Genomic DNA, 18063 nt, shown 5'->3' on the forward strand with positions numbered 1-18063 from the left:
TTAGCGAAGTAATTTATTAAAAGGAGGAGAAATATGTCTCTGTTATTGACGGATGTGTCAAAGCAATACGGCTCATTTACAGCCGTGAACAATTTATCGTTACATATTCCAAAAGGTGAGATATTTGGATTTTTAGGAGCTAATGGTGCAGGGAAAACAACAACGTTTCGAATGGTATTAGGCTTGATTGAACAGTCGGCGGGAACCATTACGTGGAAGGATGCACCGATTACATATGAAACAAGCAATATCGTTGGTTATTTACCAGAAGAGCGAGGGTTGTACCCAAAGCTAAAAGTGCGAGATCAGCTTGTTTATCTTGGTAAACTACGAGGGATGAACAAGAATGATATTTTAAAAGAAATGGATTATTGGTTGAAGCGTTTTAACGTACCTGACTACGCCAATAAAAAAGTAGAAGAGTTGTCAAAAGGAAATCAACAAAAAATCCAGTTCATCGCATCAGTGATTCACCGTCCAGAACTGCTTATTTTAGATGAACCGTTTAGCGGGCTGGATCCAGTTAATGTTGAGCTCCTCAAGTCAGCGGTCATTGATTTAAAAGAGCGAGGAACAACAATCGTCTTTTCAAGTCACCGTATGGAACACGTGGAAGAACTTTGTGAGCATTTATGCATCATGCACCATGGTCAGCCTGTTGTGCACGGCAAGCTAGGGGACATTAAACGCTCTTTTGGTAAGAAGAATGTTATCGTTCACGGAGAAGGTCCATTTGAACGCTTAGAAGCTGTAGATGGAGTTGTCAAAATGAAACAAACGGTTGAAGGTGTTAATCTGCAAATCGAGAATGAGGATGTCTCTCAAGCTATTTTCAAAGAGCTCGCAGACTTTTCATTTGTGCGAAAATTTATTGTAGAAGAACCTTCTCTAAATGATATTTTCATTGAAAAGGTAGGTGCTTCGTATGAATAAATTTTGGATCATTGTAGCGCATACGTATTTAAACAAGCTTAAGACAAAATCGTTTATCATTACGACTGCTATTACAGTCCTGCTTTTATTAGGAATTACGAACTTAGATACAATTATTAAAGCATTTGATAATGACGAGCAAACGACTGTGGGAGTTCTCAGTGAATCCGAAGAGACGTACAGCACATTCAAGGAAAATATGAAACTCATTGATGAAGACTTAGCGCTAAAAGAAATTAAGTCGGAGTCAGAAGCTAAGAAACAGGTCAAAGACGAAGAGATTGAAGGGTATCTTCAGCTATCAATCAATAGCGAAGAGCTACCACAAGGTGTTTACAAGTCAAACTCTTTAGCAGAATCTGCGGTTGCGACGTCCTTACAGCAGGGACTTCAACAAATGAAAGTTGCTTATGCTACCCAGAAGGTCGATTTAGACCCTCAGCAGATTGAAGAGATTTATAGTCCAGTTGCATTTGAAAAAGAAGCGTTAGTAGATAATGCCAAAACAGAGGAAGAACTAAGTCAAGCTAGGGGACTTGTGTACGTCTTACTGTTCGTTATTTATTTCTCCGTTATTATGTACGGCAGCATGATTGCGATGGAAGTTGCAACTGAAAAGTCATCACGAGTGATGGAAATTCTCGTGTCCAGCGTTTCTCCAGTAAAGCAAATGTTTGCAAAAATTGCAGGGATTGCGTTATTAAGCTTGACTCAGTTTACAATTATTGCTGCGGTCGGCTATATGTCTTTACAAGGAAGTTCCAGCGAACTTTCTGATTTCCTAGGGTTTTCAGATGTACCGATTCAGACGTTTGTGTATGCGTTCGTTTTCTTTATTCTAGGTTATCTCTTATTTGCAACCCTAGCTGCGTTTTTGGGGTCGCTTGTTAGCCGTATTGAAGATGTACAGCAAATGATTACACCGATGACGCTTGTAATTGTAGCAGCATTTATGATTGCTATGTTTGGTTTAGGGAAGCCTGAAGCGTCATTTATTACTATCACGTCATTTATTCCGTTTTTTGCACCAATGATTATGTTTTTGCGTGTTGGAATGCTAACAGTGCCGGTGTGGGAAATTGCGCTTTCCATTGGCTTACTCGTTGCAACCATTGGCTTACTAGCTGTGTTTGGTGCTCGAGTTTACCGAGGTGGCGTTTTGATGTATGGAAAATCTTCATCGTTTAAAGATATTAAAAAAGCACTTCAGTTAACAAAGAAAGAATCCATAAAAAAATAAGAACAGAAAAAGGCATGAGCTCATATCGTAGTGAGTTCATGCCTTTTTCGGTCGAGTCGTGCATTAACGAAGTGATGGTGTTAAAATAAATGTAAAGGAATGACAGGTTACAGCGAGAATAGACGCGTAACGTAAGGAGGAACTGACATGGCAAAAGGAATTGGCCAGCATGAAGTAGGCGAACAAGTGGATTTATATTTTTTAATAAAATCTTCAACAAGAGGAATTGCAAGTAACGGAAAGCCGTTTTTGACGGTAATCTTACAAGATAAAACAGGCGATATTGAAGCGAAGCTATGGGATGTATCTCCTGAAGATGAAGAAACGTATGCTGCAGAAAAGATCGTAAAGGTTGCAGGAGAAGTAATGAATTATCGCGGTAGAAATCAGTTGAAGGTGCGCAACATTCGCCCAGCACAGCCGCAAGATGGAGTTCGAGTTTCGGATTTTCTAGAAGTAGCACCATTATCTCGAGAAGAAATGGTTGAATATATTACACAAAGCATCTTTGAAATGAAAAATTCTAATATTCAGCGCCTGACGCGTCATTTATTGAATAAGTATCAGTCAGAGTTTTTAGAATATCCAGCGGCAACAAAAAATCACCATGAATTTGTCTCAGGTTTGGCTTATCATGTTGTATCGATGCTTAAGCTTGCCAAAACGTTTGCTGACTTATATCCATCATTAAATCGAGATTTATTATATTCTGGCGTTATTTTACATGACTTAGGAAAAGTATTTGAGCTTTCTGGTCCTGTTTCAACAACCTATACGGTTCAAGGGAATTTATTGGGACATATTTCAATTATGGTGAATGAAATTGGGAAAACAGCTGAAGAGTTAGGTATTGAAGGTGAAGAAGTTATGCTTCTTCAACATATGGTTCTATCTCACCACGGGAAAGAAGAGTGGGGGAGCCCGAAAAAGCCGCTTATTAAAGAAGCAGAAATGCTCCATTTAATTGACAACGTCGATGCTAAAATGAATATGTTAGATCGTGCTTTAGACAAAACAAAGCCAGGTGAATTTACAGAGCGTATCTTTGCATTGGACAATAGATCATTCTATAAACCAACAGTTGAATAAAAGTATCAGTCATATCCGAGACAACTTGTACATATAGTGGTTGTAAATAACGGATGTGGAGGATGAAGAGATGGTAACATTACCGATTTGGATTTATTTAGTTGTAGCAGGTATCTTTTTTAGTGGATTTATGGCCATTCGCTCTGCACAGCAAGAAAAGCACATTGATGAGTCATTTATTGAAAAGGAAGGTCAAATTTTTATTGACCGGATGAATGTAGAAAAAGAGCGCCGCGAAGGCAATTCAATCTAAGCACATGAATAAGAAAAGGGCCGTTCCTTCGAACGGTCCTTTTTTTTAAGTTAAGTTATTAACCCTGAGCATTTGTGCTATCTGTTTTTTCAAACGCAGGCTCAACCTTTTTATCTTTTACATCTACATTTGCATCTTCAAGCTCTTTTAAAAGCTTTTCTTCTAGCTTAGCTTGGTCAACTTTTGAACGCTTAATCTCTTGCTCTAAGTCAGCTTTCATATCCTCAAAAGAAGCTAATTTCTTTTTATCTTCTAGCTTAATGATGTGATAGCCGTAGTCTGATTTAACCGGCTCACTAATTTCGCCTTTTTTAAGCTTGTAAGCAGCAGTTTCAAACGCTTCTACCATTTCGCCAGCACCGAAATATCCAAGGTCTCCACCTTTTTCGGCAGAACCTGTATCAGTTGAATATTCCTGCGCTAATTTTGCAAAGTCTTCACCTTTATCAAGCTTAGCCTTTACTTCTTTTGCTGTTTTTTCATCTTCAACTAGAATGTGACTAGCTTTAATTTCAGGCTTTTTCGCTTCATATGCTTCCTTTAATTCCTTTTCTGATACTTTAATATCAGCTGTTGCTACTTTGTCACGTAAAAGGTCTACTTTAAGCATGTCTTTTACGGAATCTTCACCATTTTGCTCAATAGCTTGGTCAATTTGATCTCCGTATTGTTCACGAAGATTGTCTAACTCTTGATCAAGTTCTTTATCAGTAATTTTATATTTTTCGCTAAGTACTTTTTCATCTACTACATTGCGCACTAAAGTGTTGAATTGGTCTTGACCAATTAAATTCTTCATTTCCTCATATAGTTCACCTTGAGTCACGTTTCCTGCATCAGTTTCAACAATGACTTTTGCTGAGTCACCTTTTGATTCTGAAGCATCGCTACTACAAGCTGATAATGCTACGATACTTGCAGCAGTTGACAGCGCAATTAAGCTTTTTTTCATATGTACACACTCCTACTCTTTGTTTTCATATAAAGTGTAATGATAGTTCACTCATACGTTTTACTATACCATATTTCTCAAATTTAACGAAATGAATATGGAAATAAAGTGAAAACAAGAATAAAAAGTAATTATTTCCCTTAATTAAATCCGTTCTGAAAGTAAGAAATGCAGAAATAATTATTAAAATCGTGATAAACGCCTAGACGCTTTAGAGTGTTCATGCATAACATGCAGTATTAGTAAACGAAGGAGGTGCTCATATTATGAGTAATGGATATGGATATGGAAACGGTTTTGCGTTATTAGTTGTGTTATTTATTTTATTAGTAATTATCGGATGTGCTTGTTACTACTAATAACACCAGAGACTGTAGGAGATGAAGGAGGAAGAAACAAATGGGTAAACATGGATATGGAAACGGCTTTTCTTTAATTGTAGTCCTGTTTATTTTACTAGTAATCATCGGCTATGGCTTAGCATACTAAGCAATAAAGTAAAACGCGGTGACTGGGTTCACCGCGTTTTATGTGAATAATACCTCAACATAGGAGGAGATCAATAAAATTGTAATTAAAATATTAATTGTACGAAATACCTTTGGTTGCTTCTCTTCAGGAATTTCTTTTTGTAGACATAATGTATTTGTTAGTGTATTAATGTAAAATAAAATAAATAAAGCAAACGGTATAAAGAATATGTACATAAAGTAGAATCCCCCTAAAATCGACGTCAATTATCTGGACTATACGTAGTTTATCTAATGAGAAAATAATATCTAGCGAGTAATGTCAATATTAACATTACCAAAAAATAAGGAAAATAGATAGAGATTCGCTAAAACTTCCTGTAAATTGCAGAAGAACTGTCGAAAATAAGGGGGTATCGAAATGTCCTTGCGAAATAAAGACAAGGCCGTTGAAATGCATTGTGACATAAAGAATTATTTGGAAGAAAGGGTTCGAATCATGTACAATATGAAGTAGGGACATGAACGGTGAAGGAGTAGAGTAAAGGATGGAAACTTTAGAATCTAGAGTGTCACGTTTAGAATACTACATAAAATTGCTAGCTGGAACGCCTGAGCAGGAAGCAAAGCCATTTATTGAGCTCGTTGTTAAAGAAGAGCTAACGAGAAGAGAAGTAGAAGATGTTTTACTTCTATGCGAAGAAATTAAAGAGGTGTACATTGAGCAAAAAGCGGAAGGCTTAACTGACTTCGTTCCGCTTCTTACACAATTTGTTGGAATGCTTAATTATAAGCTGGACCCGCAGGAAACAATCGAGTCTTTACTGAATCAAAGCTCGTATCAAGATGTAATGACAGAGCTTTTTAGTATCGTGCAATGGATTCGTGACTAGTTCTTAATTAGAAATGCTTTCTTTTTGATCAGTCACGATTTTTTCTCTTTTTTCTAGCTTGCCATCGTTATCAACAAACTCTTCTTCAATGTGATGAAATGAACGTTCGAAAATATCCATGAAGTCTTCCCCGTAAATTTTACGGATTACGGTCATTAGTTCCATAAACTCTGGAAATTTGCCATACAAGTTTCGAAGGGGAAGAGCACCATTAAAAACAGAGTTCTGAGATGGCTTGTAGCTCTCCATTAAAGCTAGTAAAATATCTTCGCCCTTTTGCGTTAGTTGAATGTAAGTGTTGCGCTTATCGGTTTCTTTTTTTGAAAATTCCAACAATCCTCTTTCTTCTAACTTTTTAGAAAAGTTAAACGCTGTTGAAACATGCATTACCCCAAACTTTGCAATCTCTGAAATTGATGCCCCGTTTAAATGATATGAAATCCATAGAATATGGTGCTCATTAATATTTAAGTCATAGGGCTTAATCCACTGCTGCCAATCTTTTTCTACGGTCTTCCACAGTGCTTTGCTTAATTGGGCAATACGTTGGCTAAATAAGAGTGCTTCTTTCAAATCATACACTTGATCACTTGTTTTTTTCATTTTCTCCCCACCTACTTTAGCGCAATTGCTTTTTTTATTTATCTTCTATTATGCCAATAAAATAAAAAATTATAAAGATGTAAATTTACGAAATTTTAAAAAATTAAATAAAGGAGGTAAAAAACCTCCTTTATTTCCCTTCAGTTTTGGCTGTTTGTATGTGCTTTTCTAGGTGTGAAAGTGAATCTTCAATTTCATTTAAGTGTGATTGGATGGACTGCTGGTGTGGACGAATGTCTTTTTGGAATTCGTTAAGCGTTTTTGAAAGGTCTTTTGCGATATTTTTCACTATAGTATTTCCATCTTTAGCAGTCGTTTGAATCTGCGTTTTAAGATGTTTAATCTTTCCGGAGATGTCTTCTTTTGTTTCTTTTACTTGATGACTTTCTTGCGCAATGCGTTGGCGCAATGTTTTACCTGAAGTAGGGGTTAGCAAAAGCGTTGCAGCAGCTGCGGCAATGCTCCCAGCCGCAATGCCTGTAAAAAGGGAGGTAGTACGTTTCATAAAATCACTCCTATATATTATTTCTTTTTATGAACAAAGTTGTTCATAATGACATCATCTAACTTTTTAAGAGTCAAAGAGTTTATACTGTATTATGTTTCCTAACCGTTAAGAAATAAACCTGCTAAATACAAAAAGGGCCCGCGTGGTACAGGCCCTTTCAAATCATGATACTTTTGCTGAAATACTTGTGCGCTTTAGTACAGAGTTTACGATCGGGTACACCACAACCATAACAATGGTATTTACAACCGTTGCAGGTAATACAACGCCTACAATTAGCGCCATTAAACCACCTGGTAACCCAACGATAAGTGCTGCTGCTGACAAGAAAATAATGCCTGATACAAGTGTACCAACCGCTGTTAGAGCGGCAGCTACAGGTGTCTTCACTGTTGTAACGTTACGAACAAGAAGTAATAAACCAAAAATAATAAAAGCAGTGATTGGTTTATCAATGATGTTTGGCGCTTGCCCACCAGGGAATCCTGTTGTTAAGGCAGAAATAGCACCCGTTGTTAATCCAAGCAGTAAAACGTTTTTGACCCCAGGGAATAGTAAAATACCTAAGAACATCATGGTTAACATCATGTCTGGCTTCATACCAAACAAGACAGGTGGCATAATCGCATGCAGTACGGCACCAATTCCAACTAATAAAGATAGTGATACTAATGTTTTTGTGTTCATTTCTCATCTCTCCTCTTCTAAGCTAAGCTCTAAATATACCAATAGTGCGCCTGTGCCTATTGCATATATTTATAGACTAATTATAACATAAATCTGTGAAAATAGAATCAATCAGTTTACGCGTGAACGGATGCAAATTCATCCATAAATGCCGCTAATGCTTGACATGCTTCTAGTGGAACAGCGTTATAAATAGAAGCACGGCAGCCGCCTACAGAACGATGTCCCGCTAAGCCAACAAAGCCTTGTTCTTTTGACTGTGCTAAGAAAGCAGCGGTTAATTCTTCATTTGGTAAAGTAAACGTCACGTTCATTAGTGAGCGGCTATCATTTGTTGCATGCGGTGTGTAAAAGCCATTTGACTTGTCGATGCTAGAATAGATTAGCTCTGCTTTTTTCTTATTATTTTCTGCAACTGCTGTGACGCCCCCTTGTTCTTTAATCCAGTCTAAAACAAGAGATAGCATATAAATACCAAACGTTGGAGGCGTGTTATATAATGAGTTGCTTTTAATATGCGTATTGTAATCAAGCATAGTTGGTAAGTTTGCTGGGATTCGCTTTAACAAGTCTTTTTTAATAATAACAACGGTTACGCCGGATGGGCCTAAATTCTTTTGAGCACCGGCATAAATTAAGGAGAACTTAGATACGTCGATTGGACGGCACAAAATATCGCTTGACATATCCGCGATTAAATCAATGTTTTCAAATTCTGGATATTCAGCCCACTGTGTGCCAAAGATTGTATTGTTAGATGTGATATGCAGATACGCGGTGTTTGAAGGTAGAGCAGCGCGATCTAATGTTGGAATTGAACGGTAATTTTCTTCTTTAGTAGACGCAACAACCGTTGTTTCACCAACTTTTTTAGCTTCTTTTAATGCTTTTTCCGACCAAGCACCAGTGAGCACAAATGCTCCTACTTGATCTTTTCCTAAAAAGTTCATTGGAATCATTGAAAACTGAAGGCTAGCTCCGCCTTGTAAAAATAAAATTTCATGTGTGTCTGGGATTGAAAGTAGTTCTGTTAATGTTTCTTGTGCATGGTTCAAAACATTTTCGAATTCTTTGCTACGGTGAGATAACTCCATTACGGACATGCCCGTCCCTTTAAAATCCGTTAGCTCTTGTTGAGCAAGTTGTAAGACAGGTAGGGGAAGTGCAGATGGTCCTGCGTTAAAATTGTAAGCACGTTTTACTGAAATCACGTTAATTCCTCCTCAGATTTTCACATTCATCACAGACTGTATCTTGCTTCTTTGTCAGAAAGAATATCACTATACTATCATGAAAATAATTTAATGTGTGAAAACTTTTGAAAAATTTTAAGTAATCAGTATAGAAAATAAAAAACGTAGGAATGCGTGACAAAAGGTGTTAAAATCCATAAATACATAAAATATCTAAACAGGAAGAAGGTTATCATCTTGACGTGGCATATTAAAACATTTGAGCAGCTGACAACGCATGAGCTATATGACATCTTACAGGAGCGTACTAGGGTATTTGTTGTTGAACAAGAGTGTGCTTATTTAGAGGTGGATGGAAAGGACCAGGCTTCTTATCATTTATTTAAAGTGGAAAATGCGCAAATCATTGCATACATCCGTTTAATGCCTAAAGGAGTTAGCTATCAAGAAGCCTCATTTGGTCGCGTCCTTGTTCACTCAGATTATCGAAAAACAGGGATGGGAAGAGAGTTAGTTCAAAAAGGATTAGCGTTCTTAAAGGATCAAATGGGAGAAGAGGTTGTAAAAATTCAGGCACAAAGTCACCTGCAGCATTTTTATGAATCATTTGGGTTTTATGCGATTTCAAACGTGTATGATGACGACGGGATTCCGCACGTAGATATGATTAAAGAAGAGGTTGAGACATAAGTGTTTCAGTCAATGATCTATCCGAACTATTGAGAGTTAACGACTCTTTTATAGTTCGGATTTTTTGTTGATTGGGAAACCAATTTTAGAGAATTAGTGGAATGGAGCGTAAGACACGTGACTCCTGCGGGAGATAGAGGAAAGGCTGAGACCCCGCAGCGTAGCGAGGAGGCTCAGATTCCTCCCCGCGGAAAGCGAGTGTCTGTAGCGCAATGGAACGAACCGGTTATTATAACCTAACTACTTTAAAAAAGGCATCATTCGTCCTTTAGAAAGGAACATTTTGTTTTGTCCCAGACTCTTTTGTCTTATAAACGCTCCGAAATTTCAGCTGCGATGCTCTGTAGCTTTTCAGGTGTGTAGTCGCTTGTATGCTCTTTCCACACTGCACCAAAGCCGTCGCCTTCACCGTAGCGAGGAATAATATGCATATGATAATGAAACACAGATTGACCTGCTTTTTCACCGTTATTATTTAAAATATTGATTCCAACTGGCTCATATGTTTCTTTGATTGCCGTGGCAATTTGCGGTACGACTTCAAATAAATGACGAGCAATTTCAGGCGTAAGCTCATGAATATCTTTTTTATGTACTTTAGGAATAACAAGCGTATGGCCTTTTGTGACTTGGCTAATATCTAAAAATGCTAGTACATGTTCATTTTCAAACACTTTGGCACACGAAATTTCTCCGCGGATAATTTTACAGAAGATGCAGTTTTCATCGAGATTACTCATATTATTCACCCTTCTTTCATAAAAATAAAATAGCTTGTACGACTTAATTTTAGCATAAATAGAAGAGGAAAAAGAAGAGAACAGTAAAAAGCGAGATGCAATCGAATGATGCACCTCGCTATGAAGAAGGAAACAAAGCTTCTATTTCACTATATTGCGTTTAAGGAACACCTCATTTACGTAATAATGTGCCTAATTCATGTAAATTGTCTTCGACAAACACCTCATTCGACATTTTAATGACAAGCATTAACGTAGAATAAAACGTTTCTTCTCTTTGACAAACACCTCATTTAAGCAATTTGTAGAATGGATAAATAAATTGAACGAAGTCGTTCGTGGTCTTTGACAAACACCTCATTTACACAGTGATAAATGAACAATATTGTCTACCTTTTATAAATCAATTCCAACTACGCTCATGACTAACATCCCCTTATTATAACGCTTAACATAGGGCTTCATGATTAATGTCTGGTGTAGACACCTCATTTCAGATGTAGAAAGCTAATGTTGAACATCAACTGCTTTCCTTCTTCCCTAATTAGAATGTCCACGTATTTAAAAACTTAAACTGGAAATATAATCCTTATCTTTGATGGTTAAAAAAATGTATCCTTGAAGAAGATTTGGTACAATAGATAAAAATGAGCGGTTTGTCATCATTGCTATGTTGTATGGAACGCTTTCATTTACCGCGTATGTCACGTTATTTTGTTTACTAAATTCACGTATTTAAAGGAGAATTCAATGAGTTTATTACAAATTCAACATTTAACTGGAGGATATACAAAAACGCCTGTATTAAAGGACGTATCTTTCGAGGTTAATGCAGGAGAACTAGTTGGGCTTATTGGCCTTAACGGAGCAGGTAAAAGTACAACCATTAAACATATTATTGGGTTAATGGAGCCAAAGAAAGGATCCATTGCTATTCATAATAAAACGTTTCAACAGGATTCAACCGGCTATCGTACGCAATTTACATTTATTCCTGAAACGCCAATCTTATACGATGAGCTAACGTTAAAAGAACATTTAGATATGACGGCAATGGCCTATGGGTTAGATTCCAAAACGTATGAAGCTCGCTTAAAGCCGCTGTTAAAAGAATTTCGTATGGATAAAAAGCTGAAGTGGTTTCCAGCTCATTTTTCAAAAGGGATGAAGCAAAAGGTAATGATTATGTGTGCCTTTTTAGTTCAGCCTTCACTTTATATTATTGATGAACCATTTTTAGGGCTAGATCCACTTGGTATTCAGTCATTATTAGATTTAATGACTGATATGAAAAAGCAGGGAGCCGGCATTTTAATGTCTACGCATATTTTAGCCACAGCAGAGCGCTATTGTGATAAATTTGTTATTTTACATAACGGTCAAGTAAGAGCACAAGGAACGCTAGCGGATTTAAGAGCCCAGTTTAATAAGCCAAACGCAACGCTAGATGAAATCTATATTGAACTGACGAAGGAAGAGGACTATGAGTAGTATTGAAGGGCTGTGGCAGCAGCGATTTCAGCAGCATCTAAAAGATACGCGCCGCTATATGAAGTATATTTTTAACGATCATTTAAAGCTTGTGCTCGTGTTTGCCATTGGGGCAGCTGCTTATTATTATCAGCAGTGGTTAGATACGTTAACACCAGCTTTTCCATCAGCGTTTTTAATTGCAGTAATCATGAGTCTGGTACTCACGAGCGGTTCTATTCGTACGTTTTTAAAAAGGCCAGATTTAGTCTTTATGCTTGCGCTTGAATCAAAGCTACAGTTGTATTTTAAAAAGTCATTTTTTTATACGTTTTCCACATATATTTATGTGCTACTTATACTAACAGCCGCTGTTGCTCCGCTGCACGTAAAAGTAACGGACCAGACGTACTCAACGATTTTTACGCATTTAATTCTCTTGCTGATTTTAAAAGCAATCAATTTAAAAATGACGTGGTGGAGCGTTTATTTTGAAGAAAAGTACGCAAGGTGGATCGATTACCTTGTACGTTTCCTGTTAAATGGAGTGTTTGTTTATTTTCTATTTGTGGGATCTTATGCGTTTTTCCCTGCTGTTACAGGAGCTATTATTATCGGCTTAGCCCTATATTACCGTTCCCTTGTAAAAGCAAAGCCGTTGAAGTGGGAAACATTGATCGAGCTTGAAGAGTGGAGAGTGGCAATGTTTTATCGCTTGGCTAACTTATTTACGGATGTTCCGCAACTAAAGGAGCAGGTAAAGCGTAGGGCATACTTGGACACTATTCTAAAGAGCATCCCGTTTCAACAGCAGGCAACTCATCGCTATTTATATACGCGTACGTTTTTGCGCGCAGGAGATTATTTAGGTCTGCTAGTACGCTTGACGGTCATTAGCGGGTTAATTTTGATAGCGACTCCTTTTGCTTATGGAAATATTGTTATTGTACTGTTAACGCTTTATATAACAGGATTTCAAATCATGCCGCTATGGAAACATCATAAACAAGTTTTGTGGTTATCTCTGTATCCTCTTCAAGAGCAAACAAGAAGAGCAGCGTTTTTAAGCATTATTCGAAATGTCTTATTTTTGCAAGCAGCTTGTTTAAGTATTGTGGTAGCAGCTTCTAACTTGCTTGTTGGTTTGCTTGCTTTTGTTGCAGGTGGGCTATTTGTTCAATTTTTTGTTACTGCTTATATTAAGAAAAAAGCCATTGCATAAAAAAATCTGCCTCCTAGGGCAGATTTTTTTCGTTTGAGGATAATAACCGCAGACGATATACATTCATTGCAACCTGAGTGACATGATCAAGCAGGTGATAATTTGCAAAAGCACCAACAAAAGCGCCAAATCCAGGCATGAGCTGAAGCATTTTAATTACATCAATATAGTCACGATACTCTTGCTGAAAGCTTTTCCAATCGAGATTATGTTGAGACGATTGATTCCATTCCTGTATAAGAGCAAAGACTTCCGTTCGCTTTTCTTCGCTACAAAACGCAAGGTGAAAAATATATAAAATGAATAGCCGTTCGTCTTGCTTGCGGACGTCAAAACCGTAAATAGTAGCAATATCAAACAAACATTTCATCTTAATTGATAAAAAAAGAGGAAAGTCAGCTGCGCCTAACAACAGTCCGCCAGCGCCTGTTCCTGCCCCCTCAACGGCAGCAGTTTTACGATATTTAGAAATCGTTGCCTTAATTTCAGCTTCACGCTCTTCAAAGCTTAAATGGCGATTATAGTCCTTCTTTGTGGTAATGGTAGAGCCAATAATTGTGGTCTCTACCATTTTTTTTATGCTTTCCGTAATCATTTTATGAATGCTTTCTGGTACTTTTTTATTCAATTTGTTTTGCAGCTGCTTGGCATTTCGCTGAAAGGCAGATGGGCGCTTTAACAGCGTAATCTTCCAGTGTTCTGCATCAGCCAACGCTCTTTGTTCATACTCAGTCATTCAGACACCCCTTTTTGAAAACCGCTTTTCTTATATACGAAGCAAGAGACAAAAAGTTTCTACCTATGCAAAGAAGCCTCCACACTCAATAGATGGAGGCGAACTAGTTAAGATGTAATGGATTCTGCTTTTTGTTCTTTAGATAAGTATTCAATTGCTGCTGTACCGAGTGTTTTTGAAGCGATTAACATCGCTTTTTCATTAAAATCAAACTTTGGATGATGATGTGGATAAGGAGTATCGACGCCTTCAGGCTGCGCTCCTGTGAAAAAGAATGTTCCTTTTATGTGCTGCAGATAATAAGCAAAATCTTCTCCACCCATTTGCGGTTCGGTTTCTTCCACTTTTTCCACTTCTGGAATTGTTTCTGCTACTTTTGCTAAGAACGCATTTTCTTCGCTATGATTGACAACAGCGGGGTAGCCGCGTTTAAATGAATAGTCATAGGAAGCATCAGCAGCTAAGCAGGTTCCCTGAATGACACGCTCAATTTCTCTTTCCATATCATTGCGTACATCTTCGCTAAACGTGCGAACTGTACCAACAAGCTTTGCTGAATCAGCAATTACGTTAAAGGCATTTTCCGCTACGAAAGAACCAACAGTAATGACGGCTGATTCAACTGGATTGACGCGTCTGCTGATAATTTGCTGCAAGTTAACCACGAGCTGAGAAGCAATGACAATTGCATCTTTGGTTTTGTGAGGTTGAGCGCCGTGACCCCCAGCGCCTTTAATGGTAATTTCAAATCGATCCGCTGCCGCCATGAACGGACCGTTTCTGTGCTGAATGACACCTGTAGGGGTAACAGCCCATAAATGTGTGCCGAAAATCGCATCTACGCCATCTAAGCATCCATCTTCAATCATTGGTTTCGCTCCACCAGGCGCATATTCTTCAGCATGCTGATGAATGAACACAATCGTTCCTTCTAAGTGATCTTTTAACTGTTGAATGGATTTAGCGAGAACTAAAAGGGTAGCCGTGTGTCCATCGTGTCCACAAGCGTGCATTACGCCAGGAACAGTTGATTTATAGGGTACGTCTTTTTCATCTTGGATGGCTAAAGCATCAAAGTCGGCACGTAAAGCAACTGTTGGACCAGGCTTTTCTCCTTTAATCGTTGCGACGATGCCATTTCCACCAACGTTTGCTCGGTAAGGCACGCCAATTTTGTCATAAAAGCTACGGATATAAGTAGCGGTTTGGAATTCTTTGAAGGAAGGTTCAGGGTATTGGTGAAGATAACGTCTAATTTGGACCATTTCATCATAGCTTTTTTCTAGTAAAGAGTGTAGTTCTGAAATCATTAAGTCAGATCCTTTCATTAATAATAGCTGTTTGTAGAGTTTTTGTTAAATAAATAAATAGTTTAGAATTATTTGACATTTTATATTATATCAATATTTGATGAAAATGAAAACAAATGAAGCGTTCCCAATAAAAAATTGATTGCACATTTGCTTTTGTTCGATGAATAATAGAAGGAGATAAATTTATACATGAGGAAGTGGCGTATGAAATATCGATTTATTCTTTTATTATTACTTGCACTGATGGGGATGTTTATAGGTGTCGTTATGACAATTAATGGACCGGTGCACGGCATAGATGCGTTCTTTCTAACCATTGCTACAAACATACATAATCATGAGCTGGTGATTCAAATTTTAGAAGTTACTTCATTTTTTGCTTCAAAGCCAATGATTATTATTCTATCCCTTTTACTTGTTGGAGTATTAGGTTTCAACAAGCGTGACACTGTAGGTGCTGTGACTGTACTGGCTTTTGTTTTAAGCGGTTATTTACTGAACAACGCCGTAAAAGCATGGATTGAACGACTCCGTCCGACATTGGGAGTAGAGGGATACAGCTTTCCAAGTGGTCATGCCATGCTGGGTTTGATGCTTTATGGGTTTTTATTGTTTTTTATTATTTTTTATGTGAAGAATGAGACGGTTAGAAAGGCTTCAATTATCGTTTTTAGTTTACTGATTCTATTCATTGGTGTCAGTCGTTTCCTATTAGCTGAGCACTATATGACAGATGTTTTGGGTGGCTACTTACTAGGTGGTTTTTGGCTGACAGTGGGTTTGCTGTTTTATACGTTAGTAAAAGCTTATTTAACACCAACTGCTCCAATGAATTCAAAGCAATATATGGGATGAAAAAATCCTGGTCTAGATTATTAGACCAGGATTTTTATCGTATCCAAATTTAACTGTATTACTCATGCTTTATAAAAATGTAAAATTTAAATAAGAAACATTGCTACAACGGTCGTGACAACTAATCCAATTGCCACAGGCTTTAAGTTTCTGCGCGCTAGCTCAAACGGACTCACACCACAGATAGCCGCAGCGGGGATCAATGCCCAGGGAATTAGCGTACCGCCACCAACCCAGATGCCCGCAACTTGCCCTAAAGCAGTCAGCGTAGCAGTACCGCTGCCAATTGCAGTAGCAAATAGTTGAGAAATGGATCCTACAAGCGAAATTCCTGAAAAGCCGGAGCCATCTAAGCCGGTAATCGCACCGATGGTCATGACGGTCACAGCAGCAATCTGTTCATTTAAAGGAACAACGGAAGAAATGGCTACGCCAAGGTCATTTACAATTCCGTGAGAACCCTTTGGTAAAAAGTCTCCGATAATACTCGTGAATCCCGCGTCACCTAAGTAGAAGAAGGCAGCAATAGGAATGACCGGGCCAAATACTTTAAATCCAAACTGAAATCCTTCAATTAGGTAAGACGTTGTTTTTTCTAACCCTTTGTTTTGGTGTCCGATGATGGAGATAATCATTAAGATAAAAAGCGAAGTGCCTCCAATTAAAGCTGTTGCATCCCCGCCTTGCAAGTTAAACGTAAACATTGCCCACACATTTAAGGCAAATAGTATTGGAATTAAAAGTGCAAGAATTCTTTTCAAAACAAGAGGCATCTGCACCTTTTCGGTATTTTCAGCTGCTTCAATAAGAGGAGAAGCTTGAACTGGAAGTGTACCGTTCTTTAAATCTCTCTTTAAAAAGATAAAAGCCGTAACGGTTGTGACAACGCCCATTGTAATCACTAATGGAACGCTTGCTTGAATAACATCTGAAACGGGTAATCCTGCTGCATCTGCAGTGAGCTTTGGTGCTGCTTGAATGACAAAATCCCCAGAAAGAGCAATACCGTGACCAAATAGATTCATGGCCATTGCGACACCAAGCGCTGGTAACCCGGCTCTTAATGCAACAGGTAATAAGACGGCGCCTAACAGTGCAATGGCTGGAGAAGGCCAGAAAAAGAAGGAAATGATCATCATGACAAGTCCAATGACCCAATAAGCGAGAGTAGGTGTCTTAATGAAGCGAGCAAAAGGAGAAATCATCATGTCATTGACGCCCGTTGTAATAAGCGCTTTACTCATGGAAACGATGATTGAAATGATTAAAATAGTAGGCAGCAACTCTGTAATAGCATAGATAAAGCTGGAAAACACGCCGCTAATCGATCCTGTTAGAGAAGAAGTAGCAGTGAATGAAAGAAGAAAGATACCGATAATACAAATGATCGTAGTATCCCGTCTAATAATCATGAATCCTAAGATAAGTAAAATAAATGAGACGTATATCCAATGAAGAGAAACGAGGTCCATTCCCATAAAAAATCCCCCTATAGTTCAGTGTATAGTATCATATGAATGGGTGTTTTCATATGACACTGACCTAGTAGAGAGATTGGGGTATTTTAGTGCATAACATGATAGCTTGTGACGTAAGAAGGTCTTAGAAAAATAGCTGGCTGTTTATCTACTCCTTCTGATGTTCCGCGCTTTTTATGAGCTTGGTTATAGGCTTGAGACGCTTGCCAATCCGTAAAGGCTTTTTCTTCTTCCCAAGCAGTTAAAATAATATAGGTATCGTTGCTTAATGGACGCAAAACGCGAATCGCAGCAAAGCCGGGCTCTTTTTCAATTAAGCGGGCACGTTGATTAAATCTACTTTCAAATAAAGGACGTCCTTCATCTGTAACCGCAATGTTGTTCATCACCACATATTTTCCATCTGCAATCGAGCCTACGTAATCTAGCGCTTCATAATTGTGACCTTCTTTAAATATTGTTTCACCAGTTGTTTCATGTAAAAGGCAGCCTTGATCGCCTTCTTTATGAAGTAAATACAATTTTTCTTCGGGGTGTTGTTCTTTTAAGTGCTGTAAAAATTCAACGGTTCCATATGTAATAAAGAAATTCATTTTTGAACACTCCTTCTTAATTGGAAAATGCATACATTTTAAAGAGGTTAATCATACTAAAATTATAAAATGTTAAACAAAAAAATACAAAAATAGATGCTCGTCCTTTAAGATGATATTGACAGGCTCATGCTTTCTTCATATG

The 18063-nt window shown here is 37.9% G+C and carries 22 protein-coding genes; 11 read left to right on the forward strand and 11 right to left on the reverse strand.

Annotation, left to right across the window (positions count from 1 at the left end; translation table 11 throughout):
- The first annotated feature begins 33 nt into the window (after positions 1–33).
- From LZP85_RS01790 to LZP85_RS01805, 4 genes are all read left to right on the forward strand, one after another.
- Positions 34–933 carry an ABC transporter ATP-binding protein gene (locus LZP85_RS01790; RefSeq protein ID WP_119544133.1) on the forward strand — a complete coding sequence of 300 codons (900 nt, stop codon included), beginning with the start codon at positions 34–36 and terminating at the stop codon, positions 931–933.
- A complete protein-coding gene (locus LZP85_RS01795) occupies positions 926–2173 on the forward strand; it encodes an ABC transporter permease (RefSeq protein WP_119544134.1) in 1248 nt (415 codons plus the stop codon). The genes LZP85_RS01790 and LZP85_RS01795 overlap by 8 nt, the downstream gene beginning before the upstream one ends.
- Positions 2174–2320: 147 nt before the next feature.
- Positions 2321–3262 carry a 3'-5' exoribonuclease YhaM gene (yhaM, locus tag LZP85_RS01800; protein ID WP_061786417.1) on the forward strand — a complete coding sequence of 314 codons (942 nt, stop codon included), beginning with the start codon at positions 2321–2323 and terminating at the stop codon, positions 3260–3262.
- 70 nt (positions 3263–3332) lie between these two features.
- Entirely contained in the window at positions 3333–3515 is a 183-nt protein-coding gene (locus tag LZP85_RS01805; RefSeq protein WP_025907789.1) for a sporulation YhaL family protein, read from the forward strand.
- 58 nt (positions 3516–3573) lie between these two features.
- On the opposite strand, the gene LZP85_RS01810 is transcribed toward LZP85_RS01805, so the two are convergent.
- Positions 3574–4467, reverse strand: a complete 894-nt coding sequence (locus LZP85_RS01810) for a peptidylprolyl isomerase (protein ID WP_061786418.1) — start codon at positions 4465–4467, stop codon at positions 3574–3576.
- 266 nt (positions 4468–4733) lie between these two features.
- On the opposite strand from LZP85_RS01810, the gene LZP85_RS01815 reads away from it, so the two are divergent.
- Positions 4734–4826: a YjcZ family sporulation protein gene (locus tag LZP85_RS01815; RefSeq protein ID WP_094912699.1), complete on the forward strand. Its 93-nt coding sequence runs from the start codon at positions 4734–4736 to the stop codon at positions 4824–4826.
- A gap of 40 nt (positions 4827–4866) precedes the next feature.
- Positions 4867–4956, forward strand: a complete 90-nt coding sequence (locus tag LZP85_RS01820) for a YjcZ family sporulation protein (protein ID WP_076513324.1) — start codon at positions 4867–4869, stop codon at positions 4954–4956.
- Positions 4957–4994: 38 nt separating this feature from the next.
- On the opposite strand, the gene LZP85_RS01825 is transcribed toward LZP85_RS01820, so the two are convergent.
- Entirely contained in the window at positions 4995–5174 is a 180-nt protein-coding gene (locus LZP85_RS01825; protein WP_025907787.1) for a hypothetical protein, read from the reverse strand.
- 311 nt (positions 5175–5485) lie between these two features.
- On the opposite strand from LZP85_RS01825, the gene LZP85_RS01830 reads away from it, so the two are divergent.
- Positions 5486–5830 carry a DUF1878 family protein gene (locus LZP85_RS01830; RefSeq protein ID WP_206783056.1) on the forward strand — a complete coding sequence of 115 codons (345 nt, stop codon included), beginning with the start codon at positions 5486–5488 and terminating at the stop codon, positions 5828–5830.
- A gap of 3 nt (positions 5831–5833) precedes the next feature.
- Here the strand turns inward: LZP85_RS01830 and LZP85_RS01835 are convergent, their stop codons facing one another.
- The 4 genes from LZP85_RS01835 to serC all read right to left on the reverse strand — a co-directional run bounded on the left by LZP85_RS01835 (position 5834) and on the right by serC (position 8836).
- The gene (locus LZP85_RS01835) at positions 5834–6433 is read right to left on the reverse strand and encodes an HTH-type transcriptional regulator Hpr (protein ID WP_119544136.1); all 600 of its coding nucleotides are present in this window, start codon (positions 6431–6433) and stop codon (positions 5834–5836) included.
- A 130-nt stretch (positions 6434–6563) separates the two neighbouring features.
- Positions 6564–6938: a YtxH domain-containing protein gene (locus tag LZP85_RS01840; RefSeq protein ID WP_119544137.1), complete on the reverse strand. Its 375-nt coding sequence runs from the start codon at positions 6936–6938 to the stop codon at positions 6564–6566.
- A 165-nt stretch (positions 6939–7103) separates the two neighbouring features.
- Positions 7104–7628 (reverse strand): tryptophan transporter, encoded by a 525-nt coding sequence (locus LZP85_RS01845; RefSeq protein WP_119544138.1) that lies wholly within the window; start codon positions 7626–7628, stop codon positions 7104–7106.
- A gap of 116 nt (positions 7629–7744) precedes the next feature.
- Positions 7745–8836, reverse strand: a complete 1092-nt coding sequence (gene serC, locus LZP85_RS01850) for a 3-phosphoserine/phosphohydroxythreonine transaminase (protein ID WP_182840889.1) — start codon at positions 8834–8836, stop codon at positions 7745–7747.
- A gap of 222 nt (positions 8837–9058) precedes the next feature.
- On the opposite strand from serC, the gene LZP85_RS01855 reads away from it, so the two are divergent.
- Positions 9059–9511 carry a GNAT family N-acetyltransferase gene (locus LZP85_RS01855; RefSeq protein WP_119544140.1) on the forward strand — a complete coding sequence of 151 codons (453 nt, stop codon included), beginning with the start codon at positions 9059–9061 and terminating at the stop codon, positions 9509–9511.
- Between the two features lie 308 nt (positions 9512–9819).
- On the opposite strand, the gene LZP85_RS01860 is transcribed toward LZP85_RS01855, so the two are convergent.
- Positions 9820–10251 carry an HIT family protein gene (locus LZP85_RS01860; RefSeq protein ID WP_119544141.1) on the reverse strand — a complete coding sequence of 144 codons (432 nt, stop codon included), beginning with the start codon at positions 10249–10251 and terminating at the stop codon, positions 9820–9822.
- 750 nt (positions 10252–11001) lie between these two features.
- Here LZP85_RS01860 and LZP85_RS01865 point away from each other — a divergent pair.
- Together LZP85_RS01865 and LZP85_RS01870 are read left to right on the forward strand one after the other, a co-directional pair.
- Positions 11002–11742 carry an ABC transporter ATP-binding protein gene (locus LZP85_RS01865; protein ID WP_025907779.1) on the forward strand — a complete coding sequence of 247 codons (741 nt, stop codon included), beginning with the start codon at positions 11002–11004 and terminating at the stop codon, positions 11740–11742.
- On the forward strand, positions 11735–12943 hold the full coding sequence (locus tag LZP85_RS01870) for an ABC transporter permease (RefSeq protein ID WP_226639678.1): 1209 nt from the start codon (positions 11735–11737) through the stop codon (positions 12941–12943). The genes LZP85_RS01865 and LZP85_RS01870 overlap by 8 nt, the downstream gene beginning before the upstream one ends.
- Positions 12944–12956: 13 nt before the next feature.
- On the opposite strand, the gene LZP85_RS01875 is transcribed toward LZP85_RS01870, so the two are convergent.
- Together LZP85_RS01875 and LZP85_RS01880 are read right to left on the reverse strand one after the other, a co-directional pair.
- Positions 12957–13679, reverse strand: a complete 723-nt coding sequence (locus LZP85_RS01875; RefSeq protein WP_061786591.1) for an EcsC family protein — start codon at positions 13677–13679, stop codon at positions 12957–12959.
- Between the two features lie 107 nt (positions 13680–13786).
- Positions 13787–14989 (reverse strand): M20 family metallopeptidase, encoded by a 1203-nt coding sequence (locus LZP85_RS01880; RefSeq protein ID WP_100348058.1) that lies wholly within the window; start codon positions 14987–14989, stop codon positions 13787–13789.
- Positions 14990–15181: 192 nt separating this feature from the next.
- Here LZP85_RS01880 and LZP85_RS01885 point away from each other — a divergent pair, with 192 nt between their 5' ends.
- Entirely contained in the window at positions 15182–15847 is a 666-nt protein-coding gene (locus tag LZP85_RS01885; RefSeq protein ID WP_119544143.1) for a phosphatase PAP2 family protein, read from the forward strand.
- Between the two features lie 86 nt (positions 15848–15933).
- Here the strand turns inward: LZP85_RS01885 and LZP85_RS01890 are convergent, their stop codons facing one another.
- Positions 15934–17325 (reverse strand): hypothetical protein, encoded by a 1392-nt coding sequence (locus LZP85_RS01890; protein ID WP_206833698.1) that lies wholly within the window; start codon positions 17323–17325, stop codon positions 15934–15936.
- Between the two features lie 86 nt (positions 17326–17411).
- Positions 17412–17918: an antibiotic biosynthesis monooxygenase family protein gene (locus LZP85_RS01895; RefSeq protein WP_076513310.1), complete on the reverse strand. Its 507-nt coding sequence runs from the start codon at positions 17916–17918 to the stop codon at positions 17412–17414.
- Positions 17919–18063: the final 145 nt, after the last annotated feature.

It is taken from the genome of Priestia flexa (genome assembly GCF_021441905.1).
Taxonomy (GTDB): Bacteria; Bacillota; Bacilli; order Bacillales; family Bacillaceae_H; genus Priestia; species Priestia flexa.